This is a genomic window from Streptomyces sp. bgisy027 (genome assembly GCF_057710365.1).
This window is the reverse complement of record NZ_JBYIVZ010000047.1, coordinates 68,333-77,328: the sequence shown is the minus strand read 5'-3', so window position 1 is coordinate 77,328 and position 8,996 is coordinate 68,333. Positions and strand designations below refer to the sequence as shown.

Genomic DNA, 8,996 nt, shown 5'->3' with positions numbered 1-8,996 from the left:
CAGCGAGTGTCGGCCGGTCGATGATGGACGCCGGTCCGCCCTGGCGGCGAACCGGCCTTCCCTGCCCCGCTCCGCAGGCGCTGGACTGCCGCGCGCTGACGCTTGATGTCGGCCTCCTGAGCGGCCAGGGTTTCCTCCAGCAGCCCCAGGACGTCCTCAACGTCCCGGGCTTCGTCGATGGCGGCTCGCATGTCGTCCAGGCTGATGCCGACCTCGGACATCTTGCGGATCCACAGCAGGCGGATCATGTCGTCGTAGCCGTAGCGGCGACGTCCGTCTCCGCCTCGCTCGGGCTCCGGCAACAGACCGATCTGGTGGTAGTGAGGAATGGCGCGAGGGGTGGTTCCGGCGAAGGCGGCGGCATCGCCGATCTTGACCTCGCGGGGTGGCGTGGCGGAGGGGTACATCGCAGACAGGGCCCTTCGTGCTGTGGTGCCCTCGACAACACCACATGCCGCTACGGCATGTGCAACTACCCACCACCCGGACCCTGACGGGCTGCCGGGCAGTCCCTCGCCATCGGTGTCCCGTCCCAGGACAGGCCCGGAACGGGTGGAGAGATCCATCGAGCATTCGGTTTCATCGAGGGCTGGTACAACTTGCACCGGCTTCACACCAGCCTCGGCTACCGCAGTCCCGCCGAATACGAGACCGCACTCGCAGCCTGACCACCACACCGATGGTGTCCGCCAAAGCGGAACAAGCTCAAGTTGGCCCGGGGCCTGACCGGCGAACAACTCGCCGGGCGCGCCAACACCGACAGCATCGCCGTCCGCTCCGGCGACCACGCCGGCCTGGGCTTCGCGGTGGCCTACGGGCACTGGCCGTCCGTGCTCGGGCCCGCGTACCACGACGGGACATCCCGGGACGGAGTTCACGCCTTCGAGCGCGACTACGAGCAGCAGACCCCGAAAGTCCGCCACCCTCATTCGCCTACTTCCACGACGACCAGTATGTGTGCGGCTTCGACATGTACATACACACCTGGTCGCACGAGATCACCGGCCCCGGCGCCGACCTCATCCGCACTGGCCTATCGCGGCCGGAATCCCGGAGGAGAGGAGAAGGGACACGGCGCACCGTGCCTCTCTCGCCGTGCTGGAGCAGCGCTTTCGAACTGGCGCTACCGCGTGACCTCATCCTCGGGACATCGCTGCCCACTGTACTCGTCAGAGACCAGCAGCCGCGATGAGCCGCCCCCGCCCGCGACCGCCGACGGCCCTCAGCACTCCCGTTGCTACAAGATCGCCCATGGAGATGTAGGCCGGCCCGGTGGTGACCGCGACGGCAACCGACAGAAGCCAGAAGCCGCGCAGACCTGTTCGATGCCCTCGCCCGTGCGGATGGACCGCTTCATCGCCTGCCCGCTGAGCAGGACGTGACGCTTGTTCTTCACCGCATGAGCCCAGCCGCACAGTCCCACGGCGAATCCACCCCTCATCGCCGCCACAGGACCGGGCGCCGCACCCCGCGGCACGCGTGCGGGAACGGCCGGTCACGTCAGGCTGGACGGGACGATCCCGTAGCGGCGCATCTTGCGGTACATGGTGGCGCGGGAGATCCCGAGATCCTGCGCGGTCCGCTGGACATTGGAGTTGCGGTCCATCAACCCGCGCAGAATGGCGTCGCGTTCCAGCGCCTCGATGGTGGTCAGGACCTTGTTCGACGACACCCGGCACTCCGGCGGCAGGTCCTCGGCGTTGATCACCGAGCCCGAGGCCCGCCGTGCCAGCCCCCGGATCACCGACTCCAGTTGCCGGACGTTCTCGGGCCAGGGGCAGCGCTGCAGCATGGTCAGCGCATGCGTGGAGAACCTGCTGTCTCCGCTCGGCCGGTACTTGCGCAGGAAGAACCGTGCCAGGTGTTCGGTGTCCCCGTAGCGATGGCGCAGCGCCGGCACCTCTCCCGAGGTGCGGCAGATCCGGTCGAGCTCGTCGTCGGTGCTGACCATCGACGGCTGACTGGTCATGACCAGCTGCGCGGTCGCGCTGCCGTCCCTCCGCGCCAGCACATTCGTCAACCGCTGCCGCAGTTCGTCGCCCAGCAGGTGCACATCACTCAGCAGGAGAACGTTGGACGGCACACCGAGCAGCTCACCGATGTCGTGGAGCCAGCGCTCGATGACGGCGGGTGCATCCGAGGGCGGCGCTTCGCGCACCTCCAGCCGACGTCCGGTGCCATGGACCCGGTGCAGGGCTTCGACCAGTGTCCTCTTGCCGACGCCGGCCTCGCCCGTGAGATGCAGCCATGTCCCGGCGACGAACGCCGTTTCGCTGTCGGCGACCGCGCGCAGCCAGGGCGGGGACGAGCCCACCAGTCCCAGGCTGGAGCGGGCTGGCGGCGCGGAAACTGCGGGTGTGGGTTGGGCCCGTCCGATCAGCCGGACCCTGAAGACGGCACCCGCGTCGCTGTCCTCGCGCCGGCAGCGACTGACCCTGAGTTCGGCGACCCGTCCCGAGGGCAGGGCGATGCTGCGGGTCCCCTCCAGCCGGGGGTGTTCGGCGATCTCACGGGCGTGGTCGAGCAGCGCGTACTGATCGGGCCCGGTCACGGCGGCGCTGAGCTGCTCGTTCATCATCACGACATCACGGTTGAGTGCCAGCACGGGTCCCGGGCGCGCCGAGGAGCACGCCTCCATGTAGTCGTGGAAGAGCGCGCGTTCGCGCCGCGAGGTGATCGCCGCGATCTCGGCCTCGATCTGGGCCGCGACCGAGCGGGCGAAGGCCATCAGCATGCCGTCGGAGCCCTGACGGATGGTGGTGAGGTTGAACGCTCCCAGCAAGGTGCTCCGGGTGGGATGCAGGATCGGCACCGCCGCGCAGTGGAACTCCCGCAGCTCTTCGACGTAGTGCTGCCTTCCGGCGATGACCACCGGGCGGCCGCTGGCCAGTGCGGTCCCGATGCCGTTCGTGCCGACGTAGCGCTCGGCGAAGACGTGGCCCGGGGCCAGACGCACGCGGTTGAGGTGCGTCGTCAGACCCTCGTGGGACACCTTCCGCGACAGCACTACGCCGTTGCGGTCTGTGATGATCGTGGAGACCGGGTCGTCGGCGAGCTGCTCGTGCAGTCTGTCCAGGATGGGCAGCGCCGCCCTGGCCAGCGGGCTGTCCAGATTGGGGTTGTCCAGGTAGGGAGCGTCCAGGCTGCCGGACTTCACCTTGTACTCGATCGAGCGTTGCCACGAGGCGACCACCAGTGGCCGGGCGCTCGGGTCGTTGGTGGCCTCCAGGTAGAGCTCTCTGGCTGCTTTCAGTGAGTTCCCGGGTTGGTGTCGGGGCATTTAACTCTCCCGTACGGCGCGCGTCACATTCCTCGGTGCAGTGATTGGAGCAGCCCGGCGGCATCGCGCCTACGGCGTGTATCACATTGAGACATTCGCGGACGGATTCTGAGACATCGACCGGCGAACGACGGCCTGTGTAATCGGCGCACCCCCCAAAACGCCGACTCGCAGGGAGCCGCCTTGAAAGCCGTGCAGGTCATCGAATACGACAAGCCGCCCGTGCTCGTGGACGTGCCGGATCCCCGGATCACCGGTCCGCTGGATGTGATCGTGAAGATCGGAGGCGCCGGGGTCTGCCGGACCGATCTACACATCCTCGAAGGACAGTGGAAGGAGAAGAGCGGGGTCGCCCTTCCGTACACGATCGGTCACGAGAACGCCGGCTGGGTCGCGGAGGTCGGGGAGGCCGTCACCAACGTCGACGTGGGCGACCCGGTCATCGTGCACCCGCTGGTGACCTGCGGACTGTGCCGCGCCTGCCGGGCCGGGTACGACGTGCACTGCATGAACTCGGCCTTCCCCGGCATCGACGCCGAAGGCGGCTACGCCGAGTACCTCAGGACCAGCGCCCGCTCGGTCGTGCCTCTCGCCCCGACTTTGGAGCCGGCCTCTGTGGCGGCCCTGGCCGACGCCGGGCTCACCGCTTACCACGCTGCCGCCAAGGCTGCCCGGGCACTGTGGCCCGGTGACAAGACCGTCGTCATCGGCGCCGGCGGCCTCGGGCACATCGGCATCCAGGTGCTGCGAGCCCTGTCGCCGGTCGAGATGATCGTCATCGACCGCAGCCCCGAGGCTCTCGCGCTGGCCAAGGAACTCGGCGCCGACCACACGCTCCTCGCGGACGGCAGCGAGGCCGACCGCGTACGGGACCTCACGGCGGGGCACGGGGCGGAGGCCGTTCTGGACTTCGTCGGTGAGGGCGGCGCCGTCGAGACGGGCGTGGCCTGCCTGCGCCGCAACGGCAACTACTACGTCATCGGCTACGGCGGCCACCTCCACGTGCCGACGATCGACGTCATCTCCACGGAGATCAACTTCATCGGCAATCTCGTGGGGTCCTACAACGACCTGTCCGAGCTGATGGTCCTGGCGGCCGGCGGCAAGGTCACCCTCCACACCCAGCGCTACCCCCTCGCCTCCTTCCGGCAGGCCCTTGACGACCTGCACGCCGGCGCCGTCCGCGGCCGAGCGATCTTGATCCCCTGACACCGCAGGAGAAGCCCCATGCGCAGCAGACCGTACAAGGGCCTGGTCGCCGTAGCGGCCGCAGCGGCCCTGACCACCACCGCGTGCACCGCCCAGAACGAAGCACAGCAAAGGCCCAAGGAGAAGAGCGCGCTCTTCAAGCCCGGCTCGGACATCAGCTACCAGAAGTACGGCAAGAACTACCCGGCGACGAAGGTCAAGGACGTCCCCGGCTCCTGCAGCTACGAGTCGATCAGCCGCAAGGACTACTCGGGGCAGACGCTGAAGATCATCAGCCATGCCGTCCCGGTCATCGGTGAGCCGACGCAACTGCATGCCAAGCAGTTCGAGGAGATCACCGGGGGGAAGGTCGAGGTGGTCAACGTCCCCTTCGGCGAGCTGCACCAGAAGATCCTCACGCCCCTCCAGGCGGGCCAGCCGGCGTACGACGTCATGTTCTACCCGTCCCTGTGGATCGGCGACATGGCCCCGTACCTGGCACCGGTGCCGGAGAAGTACCTCAACACCACCGGCATGCAGGACGTCACCGCGGCCTACATGGACGTGGCGACCTGGGACGGCAAGGTCATGCAGTACCCGGTGGACGGCGACCGGCACTACCTCAAGATCCGCGCCGATGTGCTGAAGGACCCCAAGTGGCAGGCACAGTACAAGGGGGCGACGGGCAAGGACCTGAAGGTCCCCACCACATGGACCGAATACCAGGACATAGCCGAGGCTTTCAGCGGCAAGGACTTCGACGGCGACGGCAAGAAGAACTACGGCAGCGCCGAGGTCACCAAGCGCGATGACCTGACGTTCTCCGCGTTCATCAGCCGGGCGGCGCCCTACGTGAAGAACCCGGACGTCAAGGGCGGTGTCTTCTTCGACGAAAAGACCATGAAGCCGCTCATCAACACACCCGGCTTCGTCCGCGCCCTGCAGGACATGGTCAAGGCCAAGTCCACCTGGGCACCCGGCGGCGCCAACTTCGGCCTGGGAGACGAGATCTTCTCCTTCGGAGGCGGCCAGACCCTGATGTCCTACTCCTGGGACGACGCCTTCATCCAAGCCCAGCAGCCGGACAGCAAAATCCGCAACACGGTTCAGGCGGCGCCGCTGCCGGGCTCCACCGAGGTCTACAACCGCACCACGAAGTCGTGGGACAAGAAGGCGAACCAGGCGGCCTACTTCACCTGGGGATGGACCTCCGCGGTGGCCAAGGCCTCCAGCCACCAGGAGATGGCCTTCGACTACCTGTGCTTCTTCAGCAACGAGGCCAACACCGCTCTCGACCTGACCATCGGACGTTTCGGCGTCAACCCCTACCGCATCTCCCACTTCGCCCCCGAGTTCTGGGAGAAGCAGGGCTGGGACAAGGACGTCGCCAAGGCGTACGTGGACACGCTCTCCGGCATGGAGGAGAACCCCAACCGGGTCTTCGACCTGCGTGTCCCCGGCGTCAACCAGTACATGTCCGCGCTGGCCAACGGAGTCGCGGCGGCGCTGGCGGGCCAGGATTCCCCGCAGCGCGCGCTGGACGGCGTGGCCGCGGAATGGGCCAAGATCACCGACCAGATCGGCAAGGACAAGGTCCGTAGCGCCTATCGCAACGTGGTCGCGCTCGAGGACGAGTCCTGATCCGAACGCAGGGCACCCCGGATGGCCGGACCGCACCGGCCGGCCACCCGGGGACCCCCGCTTCCTTCCGCAAGGAGACCCATGGACGGCCTGCGCCGGCACAAGAGCATGTTCCTGCTGCCGGGACTGCTCACGCTCTTCCTGATCATCATCTTCCCCCTTCTGTTCACCATCCGCGTCAGCTTCTCCGGCTGGAACGTCAGCAACCCTCAGATGGACTTCATCGGAGGCGCCAACTACACCGCGATGCTGGACGACAGCCGCTTCTGGACCTCCATCACCCGGCTGATCCTGCTCGCGGGCGGCACGGTCCTGATCCAGTACCTCATCGGCTTCGGCATGGCCCTGCTGGTCTGGCGCGAGGCACGCGGCCGCAGATTCTGGCGGGTGCTCTTCCTCGTCCCCATGATGACCACGCCCGTGGTGATGGCCGCCATCTGGCAGACGATCTTCCATGAGTCGCTGGGGCCGGTGAACGACCTCCTGGGGATGCTGGGCCTGACGAAGATTCCCTGGCTCACCGAGTCGGGGCCGGCCCTGTTCGCGCTGATGACCGTCGAGGTCTGGCAGTGGACCCCCTTCATGTTCCTGTTGCTGCTGGCCGGCCTGCTCAGCCTTCCCAAGGAGCCGTTCATGGCCGCCGCGATCGACGGCGCCGGGACCTGGCGCACCTTCTGGAAGGTGACCTTCCCGCTGATGGCACCGGTCTCGGTGGCGGCGGTCATCATCCGGCTGATCGAGGCGTCCAAGCTCTCCGACAGCGTCTATGTCCTGACGTCCGGCGGACCGGGGTCCTCCACCGAGACTCCGGGTTACTACCTCTACATCCAGGGCCTCCGCGATCAGCAGACCGGCTACAGCGGGGCGATGTCCCTGACCTACCTGGTCCTGATGATCGTCACGCTCACGGTCGTCGCCGCCCTTCTCACCAGGGCCCTCAAGCTGAAGGGGGACTCTTGAAGTCGCGCCTTTATCCCGTGTTCAAGTACACCGTGATCGCCCTGTGGGCCTGCTTCGTCGCAGGACCGTTCTTCTGGGCGATGACGACCAGCTTCAAGAACGCCAACGCCGTCCAGGGCGGTCCCACCTACGTCCCCTGGGCCCAGTACGAGCCCACCCTCACCGGCTGGCGCAACATCTTCGGCGGAGCCGGCGGCGTCGACGTGGTCGATCCCTTCATCAACAGTGCCATCGTCACCATCGCCGCGTCCGCCATCAGCCTGGCCCTCGGGTCACTGGCCGCCTACGCACTCTCCCGGTACCGGTTCAGGCTGGGCTTCATCAAGAACAGCGACATCGTCTTCTTCTTCGTCTCCCAGCGGATCATGCCGCCCGTCGTCCTGGTGATCCCCTTCTTCTACCTCCTGCAATGGGGCGGCCTCCTGGACACCATCCCGGGCCTGGTCATCGTGACGGTCGCGCTCCTGCTGCCCATCGCGGTCTGGGTGATGGTGGACTTCTTCAACGGCATCCCCCGCGAGATCGACGAGATGGCGATGCTGGACGGTTGCCCCCCGTTCCAGACCTTCGTACGGGCCATCCTGCCGAACTCCCTGCCAGGGCTGACCGTCGCGGCGATGTTCTGCGCGGTGTTCGGCTGGAACGACTTCTTCTTCGCCTTCCGGCTGACCTTCACCGAGGTCCAGACCCTGCCTCAGGCGGTCGTCGCTCTCAACTCCTCCATTCCACCGTGGTGGACGCTGTCCGCCGCCGCGCTCTTCGGCGTGGCACCGCTGATCCTGCTCGCCCTCTGGGTCGAGCGCCTCCTGTCCAAGGGGAACCTCTCGGGAGCGGTCCGATGAACCTCAGCACCACCGATCTGTGCCTGACCGTCGACGGCGTCGACCACCTCAAGAACGTGACCGCCACCTTCCGGCCGGGACGGCTCCACACCATCATCGGCCGGACGATGGCGGGGAAGACGACGCTGCTGCGAGCCCTGGCCGGCCTGCAAAAGGTGGACTCCGGCTCGCTGACCCGGGCGGGAGCCGACTTCCTGAAGACGCCGGTCTGGCGGCGCGACACCGCCATGGTCTACCAGCAGTTCATCAACTACCCGCACCTCAACGTGTACGACAACGTGGCCTTCCCACTGAGGCGGGCCGGGCTGTCACGGGACGAGATCGGGCAACGGGTCCGGCAAAACCTGGCGAGCGTGGGGCTGGCGGACTTCGAGAAGCGCAAGCCCTCCCAGCTCTCCGGCGGCCAGCAGCAGCGCGTCGCGATGGCCCGCGCCCTGGCCCGTGGCACCGGCATTCTCCTGCTCGACGAGCCGCTGGCGAACCTGGACTACAAGTTGCGTGAACAACTGCGCGACGAGTTCAAGGCCCTCTTCTCGGACCGGGGCGACGCGATCGTCATCTACACGACCACCGAACCCGCCGAGGCGATGATGCTCGGGGACGTGGTCCTCGTCATGCACGAGGGACGAATCCTCCAGACCGGCACCCCGCAGGAGGTCTTCGAACGCCCGGCGACCACCACGGTGGCGTCCATCATCAACGACCCGCCCATGAACATCTTCGCGGGCCGGCTCGAGGGCGGCCAGGTCACGGTGGCCGGCTTCCAGGCCACGCACATCTCCGCGCACCTGGCCGACCTGCCCGACGGCGCCTACCAGTTCGGCCTGCGCGCCACTGACGTCAGCCTGGCTTCCAGCGGTGTCGAAGGCGAGGTCACCTTCGTCGAGATCTCCGGATCCGAGACATTCGTCCACGTGGTCGTCGGCGAAACCCCCTTCGTCGTACAGATCGAGGGCATCCACGACGTCGGCCTCGGCGACCTGGTCAGACTCCGGCTCCGTCCCGACCGGCTGTTCGCCTTCGACGAGCGGGGGGCGCTCGTGCAGACACCTTCGTACGATCTCGCTTCAGTGGAAGGCCGTTGA

7 protein-coding genes are annotated in these 8,996 nt (G+C 67.2%); 5 read left to right on the top strand and 2 right to left on the bottom strand.

Annotated features, from left to right (window positions below; translation table 11 throughout):
* Nucleotides 1-407: MerR family transcriptional regulator (locus AC3ETA_RS36450; protein ID WP_432197170.1), on the bottom strand; the 407-nt coding region annotated here is incomplete at its 3' end.
* A 1,088-nt stretch (nucleotides 408-1,495) separates the two neighbouring features.
* Nucleotides 1,496-3,280: a sigma-54-dependent Fis family transcriptional regulator gene (locus AC3ETA_RS36445; RefSeq protein ID WP_432197169.1), complete on the bottom strand. Its 1,785-nt coding sequence runs from the start codon at nucleotides 3,278-3,280 to the stop codon at nucleotides 1,496-1,498.
* Nucleotides 3,281-3,472: 192 nt separating this feature from the next.
* Here AC3ETA_RS36445 and AC3ETA_RS36440 point away from each other — a divergent pair, with 192 nt between their 5' ends.
* The 5 genes from AC3ETA_RS36440 (at nucleotide 3,473) to AC3ETA_RS36420 (ending at nucleotide 8,996) form a co-directional block, all read left to right on the top strand.
* The gene (locus AC3ETA_RS36440; protein ID WP_432197173.1) at nucleotides 3,473-4,489 is read left to right on the top strand and encodes an NAD(P)-dependent alcohol dehydrogenase; all 1,017 of its coding nucleotides are present in this window, start codon (nucleotides 3,473-3,475) and stop codon (nucleotides 4,487-4,489) included.
* A gap of 18 nt (nucleotides 4,490-4,507) precedes the next feature.
* Entirely contained in the window at nucleotides 4,508-6,109 is a 1,602-nt protein-coding gene (locus tag AC3ETA_RS36435; protein WP_432197168.1) for an extracellular solute-binding protein, read from the top strand.
* An 81-nt stretch (nucleotides 6,110-6,190) separates the two neighbouring features.
* Nucleotides 6,191-7,069 carry a carbohydrate ABC transporter permease gene (locus AC3ETA_RS36430; RefSeq protein WP_432197167.1) on the top strand — a complete coding sequence of 293 codons (879 nt, stop codon included), beginning with the start codon at nucleotides 6,191-6,193 and terminating at the stop codon, nucleotides 7,067-7,069.
* Nucleotides 7,066-7,911, top strand: a complete 846-nt coding sequence (locus AC3ETA_RS36425; RefSeq protein WP_432197166.1) for a carbohydrate ABC transporter permease — start codon at nucleotides 7,066-7,068, stop codon at nucleotides 7,909-7,911. Before AC3ETA_RS36430 ends, AC3ETA_RS36425 begins: the two co-directional genes overlap by 4 nt.
* Nucleotides 7,908-8,996 (top strand): ABC transporter ATP-binding protein, encoded by a 1,089-nt coding sequence (locus AC3ETA_RS36420; protein ID WP_432197165.1) that lies wholly within the window; start codon nucleotides 7,908-7,910, stop codon nucleotides 8,994-8,996. The genes AC3ETA_RS36425 and AC3ETA_RS36420 overlap by 4 nt, the downstream gene beginning before the upstream one ends.

Excerpts from the sequence above, each read along its gene's own strand:
- AC3ETA_RS36445 (WP_432197169.1), bottom strand. The coding sequence starts at position 3,280 with ATGCCCCGACACCAACCCGGGAACTCACTGAAAGCAGCCAGAGAGCTC.
- AC3ETA_RS36435 (WP_432197168.1), top strand. The coding sequence starts at position 4,508 with ATGCGCAGCAGACCGTACAAGGGCCTGGTCGCCGTAGCGGCCGCAGCG.
- AC3ETA_RS36430 (WP_432197167.1), top strand. The coding sequence starts at position 6,191 with ATGGACGGCCTGCGCCGGCACAAGAGCATGTTCCTGCTGCCGGGACTG.
- AC3ETA_RS36420 (WP_432197165.1), top strand. The coding sequence starts at position 7,908 with ATGAACCTCAGCACCACCGATCTGTGCCTGACCGTCGACGGCGTCGAC.